This is a genomic window from Arthrobacter nitrophenolicus (assembly GCF_000332815.1).
GTDB classification, from domain to species: Bacteria; Actinomycetota; Actinomycetes; order Actinomycetales; family Micrococcaceae; genus Arthrobacter; species Arthrobacter nitrophenolicus.
The window spans coordinates 106889-129803 of sequence record NZ_AOFD01000005.1 but is presented as its reverse complement, the minus strand read 5'-3'; the positions used below and the strand labels follow the sequence as shown (position 1 = coordinate 129803).

General features: G+C 66.9%; 22 protein-coding genes and 2 pseudogenes. 18 read left to right on the top strand and 6 right to left on the bottom strand.

Annotated features, from left to right (window positions below):
• Positions 1–88: 88 nt before the first annotated feature.
• Positions 89–1351: an MFS transporter gene (locus G205_RS03105; RefSeq protein WP_009356688.1), complete on the top strand. Its 1263-nt coding sequence runs from the start codon at positions 89–91 to the stop codon at positions 1349–1351.
• A gap of 98 nt (positions 1352–1449) precedes the next feature.
• Here G205_RS03105 and G205_RS03100 read toward each other — a convergent pair whose 3' ends face one another.
• Positions 1450–2469 carry a Gfo/Idh/MocA family protein gene (locus G205_RS03100; protein WP_009356687.1) on the bottom strand — a complete coding sequence of 340 codons (1020 nt, stop codon included), beginning with the start codon at positions 2467–2469 and terminating at the stop codon, positions 1450–1452.
• A 506-nt stretch (positions 2470–2975) separates the two neighbouring features.
• Here G205_RS03100 and G205_RS23935 point away from each other — a divergent pair.
• Together G205_RS23935 and G205_RS23930 are read left to right on the top strand one after the other, a co-directional pair.
• Positions 2976–3362: a GDSL-type esterase/lipase family protein gene (locus G205_RS23935; RefSeq protein WP_407710012.1), complete on the top strand. Its 387-nt coding sequence runs from the start codon at positions 2976–2978 to the stop codon at positions 3360–3362.
• Entirely contained in the window at positions 3298–3687 is a 390-nt protein-coding gene (locus G205_RS23930) for an SGNH/GDSL hydrolase family protein (RefSeq protein WP_407710011.1), read from the top strand. The genes G205_RS23935 and G205_RS23930 overlap by 65 nt, the downstream gene beginning before the upstream one ends.
• 62 nt (positions 3688–3749) lie before the next feature.
• Here G205_RS23930 and G205_RS03090 read toward each other — a convergent pair whose 3' ends face one another.
• Positions 3750–4772, bottom strand: coding sequence for a LacI family DNA-binding transcriptional regulator (locus G205_RS03090; protein WP_009356686.1), 1023 nt, complete (start codon positions 4770–4772; stop codon positions 3750–3752).
• 146 nt (positions 4773–4918) lie between these two features.
• Here G205_RS03090 and G205_RS03085 point away from each other — a divergent pair, with 146 nt between their 5' ends.
• The 8 genes and pseudogenes from G205_RS03085 (at position 4919) to G205_RS20900 (ending at position 13382) form a co-directional block, all read left to right on the top strand.
• The gene (locus G205_RS03085; protein ID WP_009356685.1) at positions 4919–5266 is read left to right on the top strand and encodes an L-rhamnose mutarotase; all 348 of its coding nucleotides are present in this window, start codon (positions 4919–4921) and stop codon (positions 5264–5266) included.
• A gap of 70 nt (positions 5267–5336) precedes the next feature.
• Positions 5337–6502, top strand: a pseudogene (gene rhaI / locus G205_RS03080) (L-rhamnose isomerase).
• A pseudogene (locus G205_RS03075) lies at positions 6490–8540 on the top strand (bifunctional aldolase/short-chain dehydrogenase). The pseudogenes rhaI and G205_RS03075 overlap by 13 nt, the downstream one beginning before the upstream one ends.
• Entirely contained in the window at positions 8537–9991 is a 1455-nt protein-coding gene (locus G205_RS03070) for a rhamnulokinase (protein WP_009356684.1), read from the top strand. The pseudogene G205_RS03075 and the gene G205_RS03070 overlap by 4 nt, the downstream one beginning before the upstream one ends.
• A 119-nt stretch (positions 9992–10110) precedes the next feature.
• The gene (locus G205_RS03065) at positions 10111–11436 is read left to right on the top strand and encodes a glycoside-pentoside-hexuronide (GPH):cation symporter (protein WP_009356683.1); all 1326 of its coding nucleotides are present in this window, start codon (positions 10111–10113) and stop codon (positions 11434–11436) included.
• A gap of 235 nt (positions 11437–11671) precedes the next feature.
• Positions 11672–12781: a 3-deoxy-7-phosphoheptulonate synthase gene (locus G205_RS03060; RefSeq protein WP_009356682.1), complete on the top strand. Its 1110-nt coding sequence runs from the start codon at positions 11672–11674 to the stop codon at positions 12779–12781.
• Between the two features lie 141 nt (positions 12782–12922).
• Positions 12923–13132 carry a helix-turn-helix domain-containing protein gene (locus G205_RS03055; protein WP_009356681.1) on the top strand — a complete coding sequence of 70 codons (210 nt, stop codon included), beginning with the start codon at positions 12923–12925 and terminating at the stop codon, positions 13130–13132.
• 151 nt (positions 13133–13283) lie between these two features.
• Positions 13284–13382 (top strand): 30S ribosomal protein bS22, encoded by a 99-nt coding sequence (locus G205_RS20900; protein ID WP_003792170.1) that lies wholly within the window; start codon positions 13284–13286, stop codon positions 13380–13382.
• A gap of 123 nt (positions 13383–13505) precedes the next feature.
• Here the strand turns inward: G205_RS20900 and G205_RS03050 are convergent, their stop codons facing one another.
• The gene (locus G205_RS03050; RefSeq protein ID WP_009356680.1) at positions 13506–14324 is read right to left on the bottom strand and encodes an HAD family hydrolase; all 819 of its coding nucleotides are present in this window, start codon (positions 14322–14324) and stop codon (positions 13506–13508) included.
• 76 nt (positions 14325–14400) lie between these two features.
• Here G205_RS03050 and G205_RS03045 point away from each other — a divergent pair, with 76 nt between their 5' ends.
• A complete protein-coding gene (locus G205_RS03045) occupies positions 14401–14655 on the top strand; it encodes a glutaredoxin family protein (RefSeq protein ID WP_009356679.1) in 255 nt (84 codons plus the stop codon).
• 92 nt (positions 14656–14747) lie between these two features.
• Complete coding sequence (locus G205_RS03040) at positions 14748–15452, top strand: redox-sensing transcriptional repressor Rex (protein WP_009356678.1); 705 nt, start codon at positions 14748–14750, stop codon at positions 15450–15452.
• Between the two features lie 233 nt (positions 15453–15685).
• Here G205_RS03040 and G205_RS03035 read toward each other — a convergent pair whose 3' ends face one another.
• The 3 genes from G205_RS03035 to G205_RS03025 all read right to left on the bottom strand — a co-directional run bounded on the left by G205_RS03035 (position 15686) and on the right by G205_RS03025 (position 17771).
• On the bottom strand, positions 15686–16474 hold the full coding sequence (locus tag G205_RS03035; protein ID WP_009356677.1) for a heme-copper oxidase family protein: 789 nt from the start codon (positions 16472–16474) through the stop codon (positions 15686–15688).
• Between the two features lie 108 nt (positions 16475–16582).
• Positions 16583–17050 carry a hypothetical protein gene (locus G205_RS03030; RefSeq protein WP_009356676.1) on the bottom strand — a complete coding sequence of 156 codons (468 nt, stop codon included), beginning with the start codon at positions 17048–17050 and terminating at the stop codon, positions 16583–16585.
• Between the two features lie 172 nt (positions 17051–17222).
• Entirely contained in the window at positions 17223–17771 is a 549-nt protein-coding gene (locus G205_RS03025; protein WP_009356675.1) for a YceI family protein, read from the bottom strand.
• Between the two features lie 215 nt (positions 17772–17986).
• On the opposite strand from G205_RS03025, the gene G205_RS03020 reads away from it, so the two are divergent.
• From G205_RS03020 to ccsB, 5 genes are read left to right on the top strand one after another with little or no spacing between them, the layout of a single operon-like run.
• Positions 17987–18667, top strand: coding sequence for a histidine phosphatase family protein (locus G205_RS03020; protein WP_035751897.1), 681 nt, complete (start codon positions 17987–17989; stop codon positions 18665–18667).
• Between the two features lie 2 nt (positions 18668–18669).
• Entirely contained in the window at positions 18670–19311 is a 642-nt protein-coding gene (locus tag G205_RS03015) for a TlpA family protein disulfide reductase (RefSeq protein ID WP_009356673.1), read from the top strand.
• A 7-nt stretch (positions 19312–19318) separates the two neighbouring features.
• Positions 19319–20074: a cytochrome c biogenesis CcdA family protein gene (locus tag G205_RS03010; protein WP_009356672.1), complete on the top strand. Its 756-nt coding sequence runs from the start codon at positions 19319–19321 to the stop codon at positions 20072–20074.
• A complete protein-coding gene (gene resB / locus G205_RS03005) occupies positions 20074–21795 on the top strand; it encodes a cytochrome c biogenesis protein ResB (RefSeq protein WP_009356671.1) in 1722 nt (573 codons plus the stop codon). The genes G205_RS03010 and resB overlap by 1 nt, the downstream gene beginning before the upstream one ends.
• Positions 21795–22892, top strand: a complete 1098-nt coding sequence (gene ccsB / locus G205_RS03000; protein WP_009356670.1) for a c-type cytochrome biogenesis protein CcsB — start codon at positions 21795–21797, stop codon at positions 22890–22892. The genes resB and ccsB overlap by 1 nt, the downstream gene beginning before the upstream one ends.
• Positions 22893–22915: the final 23 nt, after the last annotated feature.

Here is a 22915-nt window from a genome sequence, read left to right as displayed (position 1 = left end):
GCCCCCTCCAACGCCCTTCCGGCGCCGGCCTCCCGCCGGCGCCGGAACTATTTCCCCGTCTTCCCAGATATTGAGTTGAGTCCCCGACGTGCCTTCCGAGCGCCAGCGTTCCGAACAGTCCACCCGCCCGCCTGAAAGTGCCGCCCGCTGGTACCACCCGCTGAAGCAGCACAACTACCGGCTCTTCCTGGGCATGCAGCTGGCGGGAAGCGTCGGCGTCTGGATGCAGCGGCTGGCCCAGGACTGGCTGGTGCTCCAGCTGACCGCGAGCCCCGCGGCCGTGGGCGTCGCCGTCGCCCTGCAGTTCCTGCCCATGCTGGTGGTGGGACCCCTCGCCGGGCTGGTTGTGGACCTCTTCCCCAAGCGCCGGATCATGATGGTCTGCCAGTCCGTGATCGTGCTGCTCGCCCTGGGCCTGGCAGCCTGGGTGGCCAGCGGAGCCATCACCGTCTGGGCTGTATACGCAAGCTGCGTTGCGCTGGGGATCACCGCCGCCATCGACCAGCCCGCGCGGCAGGTGTTCGTGAACGAGGTGGTGGGCGACGCCGCCCTCCGGCCTGCCATCGGCCTGAACAACGCGCTGGCGCAGCTTGGCGCCATGGCCGGACCTGCCCTTAGCGGCGTGCTCATCGCCCAGGCCGGCCCGGCCGCTGCCTTCGCTGCCAACGCCCTGACCGGCGTGCTGGTGCTGGGGCTGATCATCGGCATGCGGGCCTCGGAACTTCATCCCGGCACTCCCGCCCAACGGGGCCGCGGGCAGCTGCTCGCGGGCTTCCGCTACGTCCGGGACCGGCCGCGCCTGCTGCTCCTGATCCTGCTGGCCGGGCTCCTGGGTGCCTTCGGCATGAACGGGCCCGTGGTCCTGGCAGCCTTCGCGGACCGGGTCTGGCACAACGGCGTGGAGGGCTTTGGCCTGTTCAATACCGTCAGCGCCGTCGGTGCCCTCGCCGGTGCCCTGCTCGCTGCCCGGCTGAAGAACATGGGACGCAAGGGCATTGTGGCGTCGGCCGGCCTTTTCGGGCTGTCCCAGCTGCTGGCTGCCCTGATGCCCAACCTGCTGCTCTTCACGGCCATGCTGGTGGTGGTGGGCCTCATGACGCTCCTCTTCCTCACCAGCGCCGCCACCGCGGTCCAGCTCGAGGCCGGCCCGGCCATCCGCGGCCGGGTCATGGCGCTGTACCTGCCGCTGCTCCTCGGCGGGCATGCCCTGGGCGGGCTCCTCGCCGGCTGGCTGACGGAACAGTTCGGAGTGCGCGCCGGTCTGGTGGTGACGGGCGGGCTGGGCATGCTGTCCGCCGCCGTCGTGGGCCTGCTGCTGTGGCTTCATGCCAGGCGCTCCCGCACGGCGTAAGACTGCACCCCAGGCCTTCCGCCGGTGCTGGCTCCGGGGTTATCGGGCGGGCTGCGTCCTGATGGTCCCGGCGGTTTTAGCCCGCCGGGAGGGAACCATTAGGACGCAGGAAGGGCGAATGGGGTGGGGGAGGACCCGGCCCACGGCAGGCCGAGTTCGCTGAAGGTGGCATGCTGCCGGCCGGCGCGTTCCAGCGCGTCTTCGATGCCCGTCACTACCGCGTGGGCTGCTTCGCCGTTACCCTCCCACCGGACGTAGGCGCCGTCGATGGGGGCCGGTTCCGGTGCGGTGCGGATGGCTTCCAGGACCAGCATGAAGGCGCCGCTGTCCACGGCCGAGCTGAGCAGGGGAACGCCGCGGTTACGGTGCGCCAGCAGGTTCTCGGTGAGGTCGTCCCGGCCGTAGGTTTCCTCTGTGCGCCCGGACACCGTTTCGATGGCGAGGCGGTCCTCGGTGTAGTGGAAAACCGCGGTTCCTTCGGATCCCTGGAGCGTCACGTACGGCTCCACGGACTCGGTGGCACAAATGGTGAGGACGCAGGTGATGGGCAGGCCGAATGCGGTGCGGATCCGGATCACCGAGGTGTCGTCCGATTCGATGTCGTTGGCTCGGTACAGTTCAGTTTCCACGGACGCCACATCCGCCGTGGTGCGGGCCCCGGCAATCCGCAGGGCGGTTGCCACGGCATGGGCCAGGGGATTTGTGGCCACGCCGTCCACCACGTCCACGCCGTTGATGCTGCGCTTACCCGCCCAGCGCGACCGCTTGTAGTAGGCCCTGTCGCGCACCCAGCGGCCGGTGGCCGAGATGCCCTGCAGGGTGCCGATCGTGCCGGCCGCCACCAACTCTTCGATGGCACGCAGGGCGTGTGAGCCGAGGCTTTGGAACCCTATCTGGACGCTCCTGCCCGAGGAGGCGGCGGCGTCAAGGAGGGTGTAGTAGTCGGCGAGCGAGGCCACCGGCGGCTTTTCCAGGTAGAGGTCGGCTTCCGTGGCCAGGGCGGCGAGTGCCAGCGGGGCATGGGTCTGGATGGGCGTTGCAACGATGATCACGTCCAGGTTCCGGGTGTCCGCCAGCAGTTCACTGAGCCCGGGAAAGACAACGGCCGACGCCGGCACGGACCGGGTGCCGGCGGTTGCGGGTCCGCCACGGCCACGAGGTCGACGGCGCCCGCCGCCTGGAGGCGTTCAAGGTTGCGGAGGTGGTGGGTGCCAAAGCCGTGGACACCTACCAGGGCAACACGGGCGGGTGCACTGTTCTCGCCGGCAGCGGCGGTGGAAGGCAGTACTCCGGGGGCCGGCGTTCCTTCCAATGCGTCCGGCGCGCGGGTGCCAGCTGGCGTTCCCATGGTTCTCCATTCCGCCCGAGGGCATGGCTCGTTGGCTTTCGATGGTGGGATTGCGGCAAGCGCTTTCCACCTTCAAGTGTGCGGCATCCCTCCCGCCGGCGTCCAGTAATGTAACGATTCAAAATATTGATTGACCGACCTCCACCGGCTGGTCTAGTTTCTGCAGAAACCGATTACCTGCACCAACCGCGCACTTGCGCTATCACTTTTGGTCCCCAAAGAGGGGATATAGGAACCAGTACTGATAGGGCAACGGGGTCAGACCAGAAAGACACCATGAAAATCCTGCTCGCCGGAGACTCAACCGTCGCCAACTGCCCCACGCAAGAATTCCCCATGAGCGGATGGGGAGGGCGCCTTGCGCCACTCACGCACACCTGGGCAGCCGTGCACAACTTCGCCAAGGGCGGGGCCAGCACCGAGTCCTTCCGGGACGAGGGATTGTGGGACAGCCTGTTGGCCGAGGCCGGCGAAGGCGACCTGGTGCTCATCCAGTTCGGCCACAACGACCAGAAAAAGCCGCACCTGGCGGCCCGCACCGGCTACGCCGCCAACCTGCGCACCATGGTCCGAGGTGCGGGAAAGGGGCGCGGCTCCGGTGCTGTGCACCTCCGTGGAGCGGCGGCACTTCCTGGACGGGCCGGCGTCGGACGCTGTCCTTGAGGAAAGCCTGGAGGACTATCCGGAGGTGGTCCGGGAGATTGCCCGGGATCTGGGAGTCGCCCTGATCGACCTCAACAGCTGGACGCGAAGCCTGTACGTGGGGCTGGGCCGCGGCGCATCCATCAGCCTGTTCTGCCACTTCGGCCCGGGCGAGCACGCCCACTGGCCGGACGGCCTCACGGACAACACCCACTTTTCACAGAAGGGCGCCTCCCTGGTGGCTGGGGAAGTTGCCCGGCAGCTGGCGCGCCTGGGCTTTGGCCCCGGTGCCGCCTCTCCGGCGCGGCCGCACGGCGCACGGCTTACGACGGCGGCCCGGGCCTGAGCGCCTTGTGATGCCCGCTTCCGAAGGTTCCTGCTGCCCGGCCCCTTCGGACGTGCGGCGCCTTACCCGGCGGCGGGTGACGCTGTGCTTTGCCGCACCACCAGCTCCGGGGTGAACACCACGGAGCGGTGTATGGGGTTCTGCGACTCCACCTCTTCGGTCAGCAGCTCAATGGCGGTACGCCCCAGCGCCTCGGTGGGCTGCCGGATGGAGGAGAGCGGAACCACGGCGGAGACGGCGAAGTCGATGTCGTCATAGCCGATCAGCGCAACGTCCTCGGGAATCCGGAACGTGTGGGTCATGGTCAGCGACTGCATGACACCCAGGGCCAGGAGGTCGTTCGCGCAGAAGATGCCCTCCGGCAGAGCGTCCCTGCCGCGTTCAATCAGCATGTTGCCCACGCTCCGGCCCGCCAGGACGGTCATGCCCTCCGAGGTCAGCACCTCAAGCGTCGCGCCCGGCTCCTCCTTCACCGCTCGCTCGGCACCCTGCAGGCGGTCGGCCACCTGGCGGATGGAGGTGGCACCACCCACGAAGGCCAGGCGACGGCGGCCGGTGTCCAGCAGGTGCCGTGCTGCCAGGTACCCGCCGGCGTCGTCGTCCACCGCAACGGAACTGAACTTTGACTCGTCGGCGAGGCGGTCCACCAGAACGGTGGGCACGCCGCGCTCCCGCAGCAGGTCCAGCCGCTCGGTCACATCGCCCACGGGGGAGATCAGCAGGCCCTGGACCCGCTGCTCCTGGAACAGGTCGATGTAGTTGGCCTCCCGGCCGGCGTCGTGGCCGCTGTCGCCCAGGAGTACCGCGCTGCCGTGGAGGGCCGCGGCGTCCTCGGCCGCCCTGACCACCGAGGTGAAGAAGGGGTTGCCGACGTCCAGGACAATGAGGCCCACGGTGCGGCTGTGGCCGGCCCGGAGCTGCCGTGCGGCGTCATTCCGGATGAACCCAAGCTCGTCAATGGCCTTCAGTACGCGTTCCTTGGTGCGCTGCGACACCCGGTCCGGGTAGTTCAGCACATTCGAGACGGTTCCTACCGCCACGCTGGCGTGCGTGGCGACGTCCTTGATGCTGGCTGAGCGGTTCATGATTCTCCGTGCTGGTGGTCCGCGTGCGCTGCCTTCCGGTCCACGAATGGCCGAACCGGAATGCTTGACACCTACTCAGAATCAAGAGTACTTTGAATCGTAACAATGAAACGATTCAAAGTTGTGCGAGTTCAGGAGAGTTCCAGATGAGGGTGTGCTTCCGCTCTTCGATCAAGCCGGAATTGATCGACGAATACAAGCGGCGCCACGCCGCCGTGTGGCCGGAGATGCTCCGTGCCCTGAAGGATGCGGGCTGGAACAACTACTCCCTGTTCCTGGGGGAGGATGGGCTCCTGGTGGGCTACGTGGAGTGCGACGACTTCGAGGCCGCCCGGGCACGCATGGCCCTCACCGACATCAACGCCCGCTGGCAGGCGGAAATGGCAACGCTGTTCGAAAACTCCGGCCAGGCGCCCGATGAGGGGTTCCAGGTCCTGGAGGAAGTCTTCAACCTTGACAGCCAGCTCGGGGCAGCAGGAACACCCGCTTCCTGAACCGCCGCAACCGGCAGCCCCACAGCTGCACCCCAACAGACCACAGAACAAGACACCGGAAAGAACCATCATGAATGACGTAGCAACGGCGCTGGGCAGGCTCGGGGAGCTTGCCATCGAGGTCCCCTCGTGGGCCTATGGAAACTCGGGCACGCGGTTCAAGGTGTTCGGCACGCCCGGCACGCCGCGGACCGTACAGGAGAAGCTGGCTGATGCCGCGAAGGTCCACGAGCTGACGGGCCTGGCGCCCACGGTGGCACTGCACATCCCGTGGGACAAGGTGGACGACTACGCCGCCCTGAAGGAATACGCGGCCGGCCTGGGCGTGGGCCTGGGCACGATCAACTCCAATACGTTCCAGGACGACGAGTACAAGTTCGGGTCGCTGACCTCATCCAACGAGGCAGTCCGCCGCCGGGCCATCGAGCACCACCTGGACTGCATCGAGATCATGCACGCCACCGGTCGAAGGACCTGAAGATCTGGCTGGCGGACGGCACCAATTACCCGGGCCAGGACGACATGCGCGGCCGCCAGGACCGTCTCGCCGAGTCGCTGCAGGAAATCTACGCAGCCCTGGGCGATGAGCAGCGCCTGGTGCTGGAGTACAAGTTCTTCGAGCCGGCTTTCTACCACACCGACGTTCCCGACTGGGGCACTTCCTACGCCCAGACCCTGGCCCTTGGCGAGAAGGCGTTCGTCTGCCTGGACACCGGCCACCACGCCCCGGGCACCAACATCGAGTTCATCGTGATGCAGCTGCTGCGCCTGGGCAAGCTGGGTTCCTTCGACTTCAACTCCCGCTTCTACGCCGACGACGACCTGATCGTCGGTGCCGCGGACCCGTTCCAGCTCTTCCGCATCATGCACGAGGTGATCCGTGGCGGCGGTTACGGCAAGGACTCCGGTGTGGCTCTGATGCTGGACCAGTGCCACAACCTGGAGGAGAAGATTCCTGGCCAGATCCGCTCGGTGCTGAACGTCCAGGAAATGACCGCCCGTGCATTGCTGGTGGACACCGCAGCCCTGACGGAGGCCCAGCGCGCCGGGGATGTCCTGGCAGCGAACGCTGTGTTCAACGACGCGTTCTACACCGACGTCCGCCCGGTCCTGGCCGAGTGGCGTGAATCCCGCGGCCTGCCCGCGGACCCGCTGGCCGCGTTCAAGGCCAGCGGCTACCAGAAAAAGATCAACGAGGACCGCGTGGGCGGCCAGCAAGCCGGATGGGGCGCATAAGAAGCATGAACAAGACTGTTGAAGACCTGATTTCACGCTCCAACCGCCTGGGCGCGGACAAGCGGAACACCAACTTTGCCGGCGGCAACACCTCCGCCAAGGGCACTGAGAAGGACCCGGTCACGGGCGAGGACGTCCAGCTGCTCTGGGTCAAGGGCTCCGGCGGGGACCTGGGCACGCTGAAGGCCGAAAACCTCGCGGTGCTGAGGCTGGACCGGCTGAACGCCCTGAAGAACGTCTACCCCGGTGTTGACCGCGAGGACGAGATGGTGGCGGCCTTCGATTACTGCCTGCACGGCAAGGGCGGCGCCGCCCCCTCAATCGATACCGCCATGCACGGCTGGTGGACGCCGCGCACGTGGACCACCTGCACCCGGACTCCGGCATTGCCATTGCGACGGCGGTGGACGGCGAAGCGCTGACCACCAAGATCTTCGGCAACAAGGTGGTGTGGGTGCCCTGGCGCCGCCCCGGATTCCAGCTGGGCCTGGACATTGCAGCCATCAAGGACGCCAACCCGCAGGCCATCGGCACCATCCTGGGCGGCCATGGCATCACGGCCTGGGGCGCCACCAGCGAGGAAGCCGAGCAGAATTCGCTCTGGATCATCGAGCAGGCCGAGAAGTACATCAAAGAGAACGGCAAGGCCGAGCCCTTCGGGCCCAAGTTGCCCGGCTACGGGGCGCTCCCGGAGGCGGAGCGCCGTGCCAAGGCCGCGGCCCTGGCACCCGTGATCCGCGGCCTGGCCTCCACGGACAAGCCGCAGCTGGGGCACTTCAGCGATGACGCCGTCGTCCTGGACTTCCTCGAAGCTGCCGAGCACCCGCGCCTGGGCGCTCTGGGCACCTCCTGCCCGGACCACTTCCTGCGCACCAAGGTCAAGCCGCTGATCCTGGACCTGCCCGCCGACGCCTCCATCGAGGACTCCATCGCCCGGCTGCACGAGCTGCACGCCGACTACCGCGAGGACTACCAGGCCTACTACGACCGCCACGCGGACCAGGACAGCCCGGCCCTGCGCGGCGCCGACCCGGCCATCGTGCTGGTCCCCGGCGTGGGCATGTTCTCCTTCGGGGCGAACAAGCAGACCGCCCGCGTGGCCGGCGAGTTCTATATCAATGCCATCAACGTGATGCGCAGCGCCGAAGCCATCTCCACCTACGCTCCGATCGAGGAATCCGAGAAGTTCCGGATCGAGTACTGGGCGCTGGAGGAAGCCAAGCTGGCCCGGATGCCCAAGCCCAAGTCGCACGCCACCCGCATCGCTTTGGTGACAGGTGCGGCGTCGGGCATCGGCAAGGCCATCGCCACCCGCCTCGCCGCGGAAGGCGCCTGCGTGGTCATCGCCGACCTCAACCTTGAGAACGCGCAGAAGGTGGCCGAGGAACTCGGCGGCCCGGATGTCGCCGTCGGCGTCCAGGCCGACGTGACCGACGAAGCCCAGGTTGCGGCAGCCATCGACGCCGCCGTCCTGGCCTTCGGCGGCGTGGACCTGGTGGTCAACAATGCCGGCCTGTCCATTTCCAAGCCGCTGCTGGAAACCACCGTAAAGGACTGGGACCTGCAGCACAACGTCATGGCCAAGGGCTCCTTCCTGGTGGCCAAGGCCGCCGCCAAGGTCATGATCGCGCAGGGGCTGGGCGGGGACATCATCTACATCTCCTCCAAGAACTCCGTGTTCGCCGGTCCCAACAACATCGCCTACTCCGCCACCAAGGCAGACCAGGCCCACCAGGTGCGCCTGCTCGCCGCCGAACTGGGCGAGCACGGCATCCGCGTCAACGGCATCAACCCCGACGGCGTGGTCCGCGGCTCAGGGATCTTCGCCGGCGGCTGGGGCGCCAAGCGCGCCGCGGTCTATGGCGTGGACGAGGAGAAACTGGGCGAGTACTACGCCCAGCGCACCCTGCTCAAGCGCGAGGTCCTGCCCGAGCACGTGGCCAACGCCGCCGCAGTGCTCACCAGCAACGAACTGTCCCACACCACCGGCCTGCACATCCCCGTGGACGCCGGAGTGGCGGCAGCCTTCCTGCGATGAACGGGCACGCTTCGACGGTCGACGGCGGCGTGTTCGCCGCCGTCGACATCGGCGCCTCCTCCGGCCGGGTCATCCTGGGCCGGGTGGGCAGCGACGGGGTGCAGCTCGAGGTGGTCCACCGCTTCCCCAACGGCGTGGTGGAGATCGACGGCGGCCTCCGCTGGAACTTCGACGCCCTCTTCGCGGAGGTGCTTGAGGGGCTCCGGGCAGCGGCGACCGTCGCTGCGGTGCAGGGCGAAAGAATCGCCAGCATCGGCATCGACACCTGGGCCGTGGACTACGGGCTGGTCAACACGGCCGGGGAACTCACGGCCCAGCCGTTCAGCTACCGCGACGACCGCAGCCGCGCCGCCGTCGAGCCGGTCCACCGGAAACTCGACCCCGCCCGGCTCTACGCCACCACCGGGCTGCAGTTCCTGCAGTTCAACACCATCTACCAGCTCGCCGCCGAGAAGGACCTGGACGGGCTGCAGGCGCTGCTCATCCCGGACCTGATCGCCTTCCTCCTCACCGGGGTCCGGCGGACCGAGGCCACCAACGCCTCCACCACCGGGCTGTTCGACGCGGTGGCGGGGGAGTGGGCCACGGAATTCCTCTCCGCCCTGGGCCTGCGGCGGGACCTCTTCCCGCCGCTGATCCAGCCTGGAGAGACGTTCGGAGCACTGCTCCCGGACGTCGCGTCCGCCGTCGGGCTGCCTCGAGACACGAAGGTGGTGGCGGTCGGCTCGCACGACACCGCGTCCGCCGTCGCCGCGGTCCCGGCCCGGGAAGACGATTTCGCTTACATCTCCTCGGGCACCTGGTCCCTGGTGGGCCTCGAGCTCAAGCATCCGGTGCTCACCGAAGCCAGCCGCGAGGCGAACTTCACCAACGAACGCGGCGTGGACGGCACCATCCGCTACCTCCGCAACATGGGCGGCCTCTGGCTGCTCAGCGAATGCCAGCGGACATGGGCCGCGGAAGGATTCCGTCCAGAGCTTCCCGCGCTGCTCCAGGCTGCCGCGGCGCTGCCGCCGGGCGGGCCTCAGATCAACCCGGACGATCCCTACTTCATCGCCCCGGACAACATGCCCGAGCGCATCCGGGCCGCTGTCCGCCTGACCGGCGACGTGCTGATCGACGATCCGGCAGCCATCACCCGCTGCATCATGGACAGCCTCGCCACCGGCTATGCCAGGACCATCCGCGACGCCGAGAAGCTCGCGGACCGTTCCGTGGAGATGGTGCACGTGGTGGGCGGCGGCTCGCAGAACCAGTTGCTCTGCCAGCTCACGGCCGATGTGACGGGCCGGAAAGTGGTGGCCGGACCGGTGGAGGCCACTGCCCTGGGCAACGTCCTGGTCCAAGCGCGGGCGGCCGGCGCTGTGACCGGCGGCCTGGCCGAACTGCGCGCCCTGGTGGCGGCCGGCAGCCCGCTCCAGGTCTTCACCCCGCAGCTCACCAGGCTGTAGCGATCCCTCCAGCAAACAGGAGCCACGGATTCGTGGCTCCTGTTTTTGCGCTCGTTTTTCGGGTAAGTTCCTTTTTGCGGCTGTGAGAAAACGGTTTCTGGCCGCAGGGACAGGGACACATGAAACAACTCAGCAGGCTCGGCATTGTGGGCTACGGGGCCGGCGATGCCGCCAACAGCATGATCATCAGCACCTCAAACATGTTCCTGCTGGTCTACTACACGGATGTCGCGGGCATCGGGGCGGCTGCGGCAGGGACCTTGCTGGTGGTGGCGCGGGTGTTCAACGCCTTCACGGACATTGCGGCCGGACGCATCGTGGACCGCGTGCACAGCAGGCGGTGGGGCAAATTCCGGCCCTACCTGATGTTCGGCTTCATCCCGCTCCTGCTCAGTGCGGCCGTGTTCCACGTCCCTGACGCGGATCCTTCGGTGAAGCTGCTGTATGCCTACTGCACGTACGGCCTGGTGTGCCTGGCCTACAGCCTGGTGAACGTGCCCTACGGCTGCCTCGTGGGGGCAATGACCCAGGATCCGAGGGAACGGGCCCGGCTGGCGGGTGCCCGGACCATCGGCGGGCTGTCGGTGGGGGCAACCCTCGGCTTCTTCATCGCCCCGCTGCTCGGCGCCGGCGGTGACATGCAACAGATCTTCACGGTCATGACGCTGGTTTTCGCGGCCGTGGGGTCAGGGCTGTACGTGTTCACCGGGATCGCCTGCCGGGAACGGATCGCCGGCAGTGTCCCTACCATTACGCTGCGCCAAAGTGTGGATGCGCTGAAAGCCAACTCCCCGCTGGTGGTCCTCTGCATCAGCTCGGTCCTGTTCGTCACCGGCGCCAGCGCCACCGGTGCCGCCCAGTTCTTCTACCTCCGCGATGTCCTGTCCAGGGTGGACCTGTTTCCGGTCATGGCGGCCGCGCAGGTGGCCATCACCCTGGTGCTCGCCGTCGTGATGCCGCGCATCGTGGCGCGGTGGGGCAAGAGGGCGGTCTACACAGCGGGCGGCTGCACCGGGGCGCTGGGCGGCGTGCTGGTCTTCCTGGTTCCGGCCACCCTGCCATGGCTGGCCGTCGCCGGCATGGTGCTGGCCATGCTGTCGTCGGCGTCGGTGGGCATCGTGACCTGGGCGCTGATCGCGGACACCGTGGAGTACGGCGAATGGAAGACCGGCGTGCGCGTGCAGGGCATCAACTATGCGCTCCTGGCGGCAACCCGCAAGCTGGGCATGGGCTTCGGCGGAGGAGTGGTGGCCTTCTCGCTGGCCTGGGGCGGCTATGCATCAGCGGCCGCGGTGCAGTCGGACACCGCCCTCCTGGCCATCCGGGCCGCCGCCGGCCTGCTGCCCGGATCCCTGACCCTGGCAGCTGCGGCAGCAATGTACTGGTACCGGCTGACGGACAAAAGGCACGCGGAACTGGTGGCCGGCCTGCAGGAATCGCGATAGCCGCCGGAGAATGTGACGCAACCGATTTTGCACTCCTGTCCGGCGGGGTTATGGTCTTTCCCATGACTAACCGTTGGTATGCGTATTTTTCGTTGGCTCTGGAGGGGCCCGCGTCTAACTGACACGCATCCAACAACCTTCAGAGCCAACAGGGCAGAGATTATTCTCTGCCCTTCGCCGTTTCTCCGGCGGGTTCTGAACTGGGCCCGCTTCCCATCTGGAACAGGACCCGAACATGAGCACCGCAACAGCAGCAGCCGCAAAATCCACCTCGAACCTGCGGGTCAGCGAATTCACTGCGCTGCCCACCCCGTCCGAACTCATCGCAGAACTGCCCCTGGACGCCCGGGTGGCGGACGTCGTCGAACGCGGACGCGATGAAGTCCGCGCCATCATGGACGGCGTGGACGACCGCCTGCTGGTCATCGTCGGCCCCTGCTCCATCCACGACCCCAAGGCCGGGCTCGAGTACGCCCGCCGGCTGGTCAGCCAGGCCGAGAAGCACAAGGAAGACCTGCTGATCGTCATGCGGACCTACTTCGAAAAGCCCCGCACCACCGTGGGCTGGAAGGGCCTGATCAACGATCCCCGGCTGGACGGCAGCCACGACATGGTCACCGGCCTGCGGACCGCCCGGCACTTCCTGCAGCAGGTCACTGCCCTGGGGCTGCCCACCGCCACCGAATTCCTCGAGCCCATCAGCCCGCAATACATGGCGGACCTGATTTCCTGGGGCGCCATCGGTGCGCGGACCACGGAAAGCCAGATCCACCGCCAGCTCGCGTCCGGCCTGTCCATGCCCATCGGCTTCAAGAACGGGACCGACGGCGACCTCCAGGTGGCCATCGATGCCTGCGGTGCGTCCGCGGCGGCGCAGGCCTTCCTGGGGATCGACGGCGAAGGCCGGGCGGCGCTGGTGGCCACGGCCGGGAACCCGGACACGCATGTGATCCTGCGCGGCGGCCGGAAGGGCCCCAACTACTCCGCAGCCGACGTCGAAGCCGCCTCGGCGAAGCTGGCCGGCAAGCAGCTGAACCCGCGGCTGATCGTGGATGCCAGCCACGCCAACAGCGGCAAGAGCCACCACCGGCAGGCGGAGGTGGCGTTCGAAATCGGTGCCCAGCTCGAGGACGGCGGCACCTCCGCCCAGGCCATCGCGGGCGTCATGCTGGAAAGCTTCCTGGTGGGCGGAGCCCAGAACCTGGACGTTGCCGAACACGCGGCCGGCCGGGACGAGCTGGTCTACGGCCAGAGCGTCACCGACGCCTGCATGGAGTGGGACGTCACAGCCTCGGTCCTGGACCAGCTGGCAGCGTCTGCCCGGAAGCGCCGGGCGGTGAAATAGGGGAGCGCACTACTTTCACATCGGCCACATGAGCATCTAGAGTATCTAGGTAGGTGGTTGGTGGATGGCTCAGCATCGGAACACCGCATTGGCATGTACCTGGGGTCACTGTTGTCCATCCGTCAGCAAAGGAATAGGGAAATGTCGGAACAGAACTTCTCCAACGCGAAGTTCCTCACCGTGGCTGAAGTAGCCCAGGTCATGCGCGTCTCCAAAATGACTGTGTACCGCCTGGTGCACTCCGGTGAAATGCCCGCGGTGCGCTTTGGCCGCTCCTACCGGGTCCCCGAGAACGCCGTCGAACAGTACCTCAAAGGTGCCGTGGTGGAGGGCCACACCGAGACCGCCTGAGGAGGCCTGTCAAAGGCCGCCCCCGATAGGCGGTACCCTGTTAAGGAACGATTTACGTCATTGTAAGAATCTGTCAGTTGTTCAGTTCGTAGCTTCGTCCACGGACCCGTTCCAGCAGACAGGTACTGCATCTAGTTTGTAAGGAACTTTCGTGGGTTCAGTAATCAAGAAGCGTCGCAAGCGTATGGCCAAGAAGAAGCACCGCAAGCTGCTTCGCAAGACCCGTCACCAGCGCCGCAACAAGAAGTAGCAATACTTCGCACAGCGTGAAAATGCCCGTCGCCTTCCAGGCGGCGGGCATTTCTTTTGTCCGGAGCACAACCAGGTGGCAGTAACTGTCGTTTTGAGGGCCCAAAACGACAGTTACTGCTACCTAGACGCGCGGGCCGCGGATCCGGGCGAAGCCCTTCCACAGGCCGTAGACCGCCCCGCCGGCCGTGGCTGCCTTGAGTCCGAATGTTGCCGCGCGGCGGCCGGCCCGGAAATCATAGACCGGCCAGTTGTGGTCCCGGGCATGCCGGCGGAGCCGGGCGTCCGGGTTGATCGCAACGGGGTGGCCCACCAGCGAGAGCAGCGGGATGTCGTTGTAGGAGTCGCTGTAGGCCCAGCAGCGCTTGAGGTCCAGGTCCTCGGCGTCGGCGATGGCCTGGACGGCAACGGCCTTGGCGGACCCGTGCAGGATGTCGCCCACCAGTCGGCCGGTGTACAGGCCCTCCGAAATTTCCCCCACGGTGCCCAGCGCGCCGGTGAGGCCCAGGCGGGTGGATATGACCGTTGCCACCTCAATGGGGGTGGCGGTGACCAGCCAGACGCGGCGGCCCACCCGCAGGTGCTGCTCAGCCAAAGCCTTTGCGCCGGGCCAGATCCGCGAGGCGATCATCTCGTCATAGACCTCTTCGCCCAATGCCTTGATGTCGTCGACGCTGATGCCCACCGCCAGATTGAGGGCCGAATCGCGGACGGCATGGACGTCGTCCATGTTCTCCCCGCGCGCCAGGAACATAAACTGCTTCCACGCCATCCCCGCTGCCTGCCGCAGCGTGAAGGCGCCGCGCTGATGCATCTTCCGCGCCACATGGAACAGGCTGGCGCCGCGCATGAGCGTATTGTCGACGTCGAAGAAGGCCGCCTCGCCCGGCTGCGGCGCAGCAACCGGTTTGGTGACTACGGCGACGTACTTCTCCTCGGGCATGGACTCGAGTCTAGTCAATCCAGTGGGACGAAGGCTTCGGCGTGCCCGGCACCGCGAACGGGGCTACGGTTAAGCCATGGCCATCCCCCGCGTCGTCCTCCTCACCAAAGCCAACTGCCACCTCTGTGAAGATGCGCGCGACGCCGTTGCGCGGGTTACTGCCTCCCTGGGCCTTGAGTGGACGGAAGAGCTGGTTGACGAGCAGCCTGAACTGCGGGAACGCTACGCGGAGGAGATTCCGGTGGTGCTGGTGGACGGGGTGCAGCGCGACTTCTGGAAGATCAACGAGGCTCACCTGGAACGCGTGCTCCAGCGCGCGATGGCACAGTAACGGGGATGCATTGCGGTTGATTGCACCTGCTTTGTGGGCACCGGCGGGAGGGCTCTAGAGTGGAGTCACAACGCGACTCAAGGGAGGGGCTGGTGACTTCGCTGGACTCGACTCCCCAGGCTGTCCCGGATCTTCCGGACGCCACGGGCACCCCGGCCAAACAGATTCCGCCCGCGGCCGTAGCCCGGCTGACGCTCTACCTGCGCGCCCTCAACACCCTGCTTGCCGACGGGGTGGAGCGCGTCTCCTCCGAGTCGCTCGCCGAAGCCTCAGGAGTAAGCTCCTCCACGCTGCGCAAGGACCTGTCCCATGTGGGGTCCTACGGCACCCGCGGAGTGGGATACGAGGTGCAGTACCTCAGCCGCCACATTGCCGCCGCCCTGGGGCTTACCCACGACTGGAAAGTGGCCATTGTGGGCGCGGGCAACCTGGGCAAGGCCCTGGCCCGGTACGGCGGATTCGAGTCCCGCGGCTTCGACGTCGTGGCCATCTTTGACGCCGACCAGATGGTGGTGGGCAACGAGGTGGGGTGGCTGCGCGTCAGCGATGTTGCGGACCTGGAAACCGTCCTGCACCGCACCGGAGCCAACATGGTGGTGCTGGCGCTCCCGGCGGCCGTGGCCCAGGGCGTGTGCGACCGGGTGGTGGCCGCCGGTGTCCACAGCGTGCTCAGCTTCGCCCCCGTGATGCTCCAGGTTCCGGAAGGGGTCAACCTGCGCAAGGTGGACATGGCCACCGAGCTGCAGATCCTGGCCTATCACGCACAGCGGGCGCAGGCCCCGGGGCAGACTGCCTGAGGCCGGCCCCCGGGCCTGCCCTTAGGACGCGCACGTTCCACGGTGACGCTCAGATGTCCGGGCGACACCCAAATTTGGGCCGCGAAAATGAGCACCCGCGTCGACGGTGAGCACCCGCGTCGCCGGCACGCCACCGGGCGGAAAATGAGTTCCCGCTTCGATGTTTGTAGCCGGGACCAAGAAAAGCGGCCCGGGATGCAGTGCGCATCCCGGGCCGCTTTCGTCAGCGGGTATTACCGGCCGTAGGGGTTGCCGAAGCCGCCGCCGTACGGGTTGGCGAACGGCTGCTGCTTCCGGAAATAGGGTGCGGCAGCCGGCAGGTAGAGCAGCACGATGGCGGCGATTCCCAGCAGGGTGCCCAGGGTGCCGATGGTGGGCGGACCGAACAGCCCGAAGATGGACAGGGCCGCGAACACCGTGCCCAGGATGCGTGCCCAGTTCTTGCCCTTGCGGACGAAGAAGGCCACCAGCAGGTACAAGCCTGCGCCGATGATGGCGAACACCACCAGAGTGCCGGCGATGATGCCCTTGATGTCCTCGTATGTAACGCCCGTGGCGCCGCCGGCTTCCATCTGGTCCTCGAAGGTCTGGCGGAACATCGGGTCATCCAGCTGCGTCAGGCCCGTCAGCAGGGAGACCACGAAAATCACGGCGGAGGCGATCAGCAGCCAGAAGGAGATGTTGACGAGCTGGGGGACGCCGTTGGCGCCGGCAGGCTGGGGCTGCTCGGACGGGTACTGCGCGTACGGGGACTGGCCGTAGGAGGACTGGCCGAAAGGCTGCTGGCCGTAGCCGGGAGCCTGCGGCGGGTTCTGCCCGTACTGCGGTGCGTTTTGTCCGTACTGCGGGGCCGACGGCGGCTGGGAACCATACTGCGGCGCGTTCTGCCCGTACTGCGGCGGGTTCTGCGCGTACGGCTGGCCGTACTGCGGAGCGTTTTCGCCGTAGCGGGGCTGGCTGCCGGGCTGGTTTCCGGACTGGTCATCGTTGGGTACGGGCGGCGGGACTGGAGGAGTGCTCATGAGCGGTCCTTCTGCAGGTCGGATTCCAGGGAGCTGCCGGGAGCGGTCCTGCGCCGAACCCCCAGCAAGGCTTAAGTCCACCGTACCCCCGGGCTGCCGCCTTGTGGGTCATTCTGCGGAGGTATTCCGCGCCGGGGCGGCGGCAAACCAGGCCTGGGCATTCGGCAGCCACATCAGCACCGTTGCCGCCAGGCTGACCAGGAAGGCCGTCCAGTTTCCGGCACTTTGCCCCATGCCCGACGACGTATTAACTCCGGCAAGGACCAGGGTGATCCCGGCAAGCACCGTCAGGGCCACCCGCGCCCACTTGCGGCCGGCCTTCATCTTGACCGCGAAGACCATTTGCGCGGCCCCGACGGCGGCGGCCAGCAGCATCAGTGCGACGACGGCTGCGGCGGCCGCGGGCGCGGCCGCAAAAAGCACCAGGGACGCCAGCATCCCCAGGAGTCCGCCCATCAGGGCAAGGATCCCGCCAATGAACCAGATCCAGAACGAGACCTTTATTTCAGTGGGCCGGCCGGCAACAGAAAACAGCGCGCCCAGGCCGTTCTGCGGCAGGCGGGAAGAGTTGCTCATGGCGTTCACTGTAGTCCCGCCCGGCGGTGTCACGGCGAGGCCCGGTGCGCAGGGACTGCTCCCGCGCAACGGGCGAGGGTTTCACTGCGCGGTCCGGTACGACCAACACCATTAAGACGGAAAACCTCCAGCACCGGGCTGCATGCCGGTGCCGGAGGTTTCCAAGGGCTGCTTACGCTGCGGGAGCGATGAACGCCAGTTCCAGGTTGATGGCAACCTTGTCGCTGACCAGGACGCCGCCGGTTTCCAGGACGGCGTTCCAGGTGAGGCCGAAATCCTTGCGGCTGATGGTGGTCTCGGCGGAAACGCCGGCGCGTGTGTTGCCGAACGGGTCAACGGCCACGCCGTTGAACTCGGTCTCCAGGGTGACGGGGCGGGTAACGCCCTTGATGGTGAGGTCGCCGTTCAGTTCGTAGCTGTTGCCCTTGGCCACCAGGCCGTTGGAGACGAAGGAGATTTCCGGGAACTTCTCCACGTCGAAGAAATCCTCGCCCTTGACGTGGCCGTCGCGGTTGGCATCGCCGGAGTCGAAGCTGGCGGTGTTGATGGTGGCCTGGATCTTGGAGTCGGCCACATCCTCTGCCAACTCCAGGGTGGCAGCGGCGTCGGTGAACTGGCCGCGGACCTTGCTGATGCCTGCGTGGCGGACAGTGAAGCCGATCTCGCTGTGGGAGTTGTCGAGGGTCCAGGTGCCGGTGGTGATGTCTGCGGGAAGTGCCATGGTGATGCTCCTTGATTCGTGCGTGCCGGATAACGGTTGCGTTGAACCTTCATCTGTTGAAGCCTCAACTATCTTGCTGCATCCAGTATAAACATGCATTTGCATCTTTTGTTCCCGGTCTCGGAACATTTCTTCAAAAACTTCAGTTCTACTCTTTGTAGAAAGCACCTGTGGAAGATTTCGGATCGCACGCCATCTTTGAGAAACTGGTAAACATGCCCCAAGCCACTGTCCATCTGCTCCGCCATGGCGAAGTCCATAATCCGGACGGCGTCCTGTATGGAAGGCTGCCCGAATTCCACCTCTCCGAACTGGGGCGGGAGATGGCCCGCATGCTCGCCGAGCACTTCCGGCAGCGCGCGGAAAACGGTGCCCGGATCACCTACCTTGCCGCTTCGCCGCTTGACCGGGCCCAGGAAACCGCAGCCCCCACGGCCGAGGCGCTGCGCCTGCAGATCCACACCGATGAACGGATCATCGAGGCAGAGAACTACTTCGAGGGCATGAAGGTCACCAAGGCCGAGCTGCGCCGTCCCAAGCACTGGCCCCGGCTGGTCAACCCGTTGCGCCCCTCGTGGGGCGAGCCGTACAAGCAGCAGGCCTCGCGGGTGATGGCGGCGGTCCAGGATGCCCGCCTTCGCGCCATTGAACTGGCGGACGGCAATTTTGGCTCGGCCGGACCCGAGGCAATCATGGTCAGCCACCAGCTTCCCATCTGGGCAACCCGCCTCAACGCCGAGGGCAAGCCGCTGTGGCATGACCCGCGGAAACGCGAATGCACTTTGACTTCCATCACGTCGCTGGTGTTCGACGACGACGGCACGCTCCTGCGCGTGCAGTACAGCGAACCAGCGGCGTCCCTTCTTCCCGGTGCCGCCAGCACCCCTGGAGCCTAGTAGTGACTGACAGCAATTTCCGGAACACCCCGGCAGGCAAAGGACCCGTCAGCTCCCGCCGCAGTGTCCTCGCTGCCGGCGGCCTGGCGCTGACCGCGCTGACCGTGGGCCTGTCCGGGTGCGCCCAGGAGGACGCGCTGGCGCAGCAGGCGAAGGCCGGGGACAACAAGAACTATGTTGCCGGGGACGGTTCCGTCACGGAGTTCGCCGCGGCGGACCGCAAGGCGGCCGTCCAGATCAACGGCACGCTCTTCAACGGCACGGCAGTAGCCCCGGCTGACTTCCAGGGCAAGGTGACCGTGCTGAACTTCTGGTTCGCCGCCTGCGCCCCGTGCCGGGTTGAAGCGCCGATCCTGGAGGAGCTCCACCAGGAGTTCAAGGACCAGGGCGTGCAGTTCTTCGGCGTCAACCTCCGCGACGAGAAGGCCACCGCCGAGGCGTTCGACAAGACGTTCAACCTGACCTACCCGAGCTTCGACGACAAGGACGGCGGCGTCCTGCTCGCCGTGTCCGGGCTGGTCCCGCCGGGGGCCGTACCCACAACGCTGGTGCTGGACAAGGAGGGGCGCGTGGCCTCCCGCGTCCTGGGGGAGATCCAGAAGGGCACCCTCAAGGCCCTCATCACCGCAGCCGTGGCAGAGTAGCGGACCCGTGAACAGTCCCTTCGCCGAAGCCATCCTGAGCGGTTCGCTGCTCCTGGCTATTCCCGTGGCCCTGCTCGCGGGACTGGTTTCCTTCCTTTCGCCCTGCGTCCTGCCCCTGGTCCCCGGCTACCTGGGCTACGTCACGGGGCTCAGCGGCGTGGACCTGCAGAAGCAGAAGCGCGGCCGCATGCTGGTGGGCATCGGGCTGTTCGTCCTGGGCTTCTCAGTGATCTTTGTGCTCCTGGGCGGTGCCTTCGGCCAGCTGGGAACCCTCATCACGGGCTCCCAGAACGCCTGGATCACCCAGCTGCTCGGGCTCCTGGTGATCGTCATGGGCGTGGTGTTCATGGGCGGTTTCAGCTGGCTGCAGCGCGATGCGAAGATCCATGCCAAGCCGCCGGCAGGCCTGTGGGGCGCGCCACTGCTGGGCCTGACCTTCGGGCTGGGCTGGGCGCCCTGCATCGGCCCCACCTACTCGGCCGTGCAGCTGTTGAGCCTCTCCGGCGGTTCCTCCGCCGCCAAGGGCGCGTTCCTCGCCTTCGTCTACAGCCTGGGGCTTGGCATCCCGTTCCTGCTGATCGCCCTTGCCCTGCGCCGCGGGATGGGCGTGATGGCGTTCTTCCGCAAGCACCGCCTGGCCATCCAGCGCATCGGCGGCGGCATCCTGGTGGTCCTGGGCCTGCTGATGGCCACCGGGGTGTGGGGAGCCTGGGTGACCGAGCTGCAGTACTGGTTCCAAACCGACGTGAAGTTGCCAATCTGATGAGCGAGCGTGTGAACGTAGAGAAGAAGTCCCCAGCCGAGGCCGGCGGCAACGAGCCCGGCGGCAAAGTGCTGGAGGCCAAGGCCGTCGCCGCGCTGCCTGCCCTGGGCCCCAAGGAAATGCTGCGCTGGGCGTGGACCCAGCTGACCAGCATGCGGACGGCCCTGTTCCTGCTGCTGCTCCTGGCCGTGGCCGCGGTCCCGGGCTCGCTCTTCCCGCAGCGCCCGGCCAACCCGGCCGTGGTGACCCAGTACATCAAGGACAACCCGGATTACGGCAAGCTGCTGGACTCCCTGCAGCTCTATGACGTGTATTCCTCGGCATGGTTCTCGGCCATCTACCTGCTGCTGTTCATCTCCCTCATCGGCTGCGTGGTGCCCCGCGCCATCGCCCACTACAAGGCAATGCGCTCCCAGCCGCCGCGCACCCCCAAGCGCCTCTCCCGCCTGCCCGAGTACGGCACACTGGTCATTCCCGCCGCCGCGGGGATCCCGGCGTCGGACGCCATCCATGGTGCCGCCGGGCTGCTGCGCAAGCGCGGCTACCGCGTTGAAGTGAGGGACGACGACGGCGCGCGGCCGTCTTTGGGTGCCGAACGCGGCTTCCTGAAGGAAGTGGGCAACCTCGTCTTCCACACCTCCCTGATCGGCGTGCTGGTTTCGGTGGCAATTGGAGGACTGTTCGGCTACAGCGGCCAGCGGATCCTCGTGGAGGGCGACACCTTCGTCAACACCCTGGTGGGCTACGACCAGTTCAATCCGGGCACCAACTTCCAGTCCAGCCAGCTGCAGCCGTACTCCATCCAGCTGGACAAGTTCGACATCACTTTCGACCGGGAGTCCCAGGGCAAGTTCGGCCAGCCCATCGACTTCGCCGCCGCCGTGACCACCAGGGAAAACCCGGACGCGCCCGCCAAGCAGGAGACCCTGAAGGTGAACGACCCCGTCACCCTGGGCGGCACCAGCATCTACCTCACCGGCAACGGCTACGCGCCCGTGGTGACCATCCGCGACGGGGAGGGCAACATCGCCATGCAGGGGCCCGTGGTGGCCAAGCTGCAGGGGGACAACTACTACTCGTCCGTGGTCATCAAGGTCCCCGACGCCAAGCCGGACCAGCTGGGCTTCGCAGGCTTCTTCCTCCCCACCGCGTTCGTCACGGACGAGGGCGTGTCCTTCAGCGGCGACCCGGAGCTCTTCAACCCGCAGCTGACCCTGAACTCCTACTTCGGAGACCTTGGCCTGGACGACGGCGCTCCGCAGAACGTCTTCGAGCTGGACGTGGAGGACCTGACGCCGCTGAACGCCCGGAACCTTGACGCCGGCGGCATCACCCTGGCGCCCGGCACGTCCTACACCCTGCCCGACGGCAAAGGCAGCATCAGCTTCGACGGCGTGAAGCGCTACATCGGCGTGGACATCCACCACAACCCCGGCCAGCTGTACGCCCTGATCTTTGCGCTGCTCGCCGTTGCCGGCCTGATCCTCTCCCTGTACGTCAACCGCCGCCGGGCCTGGGTCCGTACCGGAACCCATGAAGACGGCCGGACCATGGTTGAGTACGGCCTCCTGGCCCGCGGCGAGGACCACCGCCTGGCCGCCGAGGCCGCCACCCTCCGCAAGTTGTTCTCCACCGAATGGCGGCTGCCAGGGGACGCAGCCGCAGAAACCTCCTCCGTAACCACCCCAGCAGGCCCCTCCGGGCCCGAAAAGGACCAGTAATGCCGTTCGGAATCAACGAGACCATGGGCCAGTACAGCGAGCTCTTCATGCTGCTGGCGGCGGGCACCTACACGGTTGCCTTCATTGCCTTCGCCTGGGACCTTGCCAAGAGCAGCAAGGCGCTGCGGGCCATCGACCTCAAGGCCGCCCAGGCTGAAGAAACCGCCAAGGTCCCGGTGGCAGCCGGGGCAGGGTCCGCAGCTGCCGGATCCCGCCCTGATGAGGCCCGCCTGGGCGGACCGGCGGGCCGGGCCGAGCGGCCGTCGTCGTCCACGGCCAAAGCCGCCGGTGCCGGGGGAGTGGTCACGGCCGACGCCGACATGAAGTACGCAGCGGAGCGCCGTGCACCCGCGCGGGTCGCCGTGGCCCTGACCGTCCTGGGTGCGCTGATCCACGGCGCGGGCGTGGTGACCCGTGCGCTCGGCGCCGGGCGCGTGCCGTGGGGCAACATGTACGAGTTCCTGACCACCGGCGCGTTCGTGGCCATTGCCGTGTTCCTCCTGGTGCTGGTCCGGCGGGACCTCCGGTTCCTGGGGACCTTCGTGGTGGGCCTGGCCATCATCATGCTGGTGGCTGCCTCCGTGGCCTACTGGACCCCGGTGGGGCACCTGGTTCCCGCCCTCCAGAGCTACTGGCTGATCATCCACGTCTCCATCGCAGTGCTCTCCTCCGCGCTGTTCACGCTGACCTTCGCCATGTCCGCCCTGCAGCTGGTGCAGTCCCACCGGCAGAAGACGGTGGCTGCAGGCGGGGCTGACAAGCTCGGCTTCATGCGCCTGGTGCCCTCGGCGCTCAGCCTGGAGAACCTGTCCTACCGGATCAACGCCATCGCCTTCATCGGCTGGACCTTCACGCTGATGTTCGGTGCAATCTGGGCCGAAAAGGCCTGGGGACGGTTCTGGGGCTGGGATACCAAGGAAGTCTGGACCTTCGTCATCTGGGTGGTCTATGCGGGCTACCTGCACGCCCGGGCCACCCGCGGCTGGACCGGCAACAGGGCAGCCTGGCTCTCGATCGTGGGCTACCTGTGCGTGATCTTCAACTTCACCATCGTGAACCAGTTCTTCAACGGACTCCACTCCTACTCGGGCCTCTGAGCAGGGGATACTCCGGAACGCCC